The organism is Paenibacillus paridis (assembly GCF_006345825.1).
Taxonomy (GTDB): Bacteria; Bacillota; Bacilli; order Paenibacillales; family Paenibacillaceae; genus Pristimantibacillus; species Pristimantibacillus paridis.
This window is the reverse complement of record NZ_VCIX01000015.1, coordinates 1-507: the sequence shown is the minus strand read 5'-3', so window position 1 is coordinate 507 and position 507 is coordinate 1. Positions and strand designations below refer to the sequence as shown.

The following is a 507-nucleotide window of genomic DNA, read 5'->3' as shown; positions in this document are numbered from 1 at the left end:
GATTAGCAGTAATGGGCAAAAATTTGGCCCTTAATATTGAGAGCAGAGGTTTTACGGTATCGGTGTTCAACCGTTCCCGCGAGAAAACGGATGATCTAATTCAAGAAGCATCCGGTAAAAATCTAGTTCCGACATATACAATTGAACAATTTGTACAATCACTTGAAGTGCCGCGCAAAATTCTAATCATGGTTCAAGNTCGTTCCGCATTTGACAGAAGGCGACATCATCATTGACGGCGGAAACGCATATTTCCCTGACACAGTGCGCCGCAGCAAAGACTTGGAAGCAAAGGGCTTCCGTTTCATTGGTACTGGCGTATCAGGCGGCGAAGAAGGCGCTTTGAAAGGACCTTCCATTATGCCTGGCGGTCAGAAATCCGCTTACGAGCTGGTTGAACCGATTCTGACTGCGATTTCTGCAAAAGTTGGCGACGACGCTTGCTGTACATATATCGGACCAGACGGTGCCGGTCATTATGTGAAAATGGTACATAACGGAATTGAA

General features: G+C 46.2%; 1 pseudogene. It reads left to right on the top strand.

The features are described from left to right. A pseudogene (locus FJQ58_RS00240) lies at positions 1–507 on the top strand (NAD(P)-binding domain-containing protein); the annotation flags it as partial.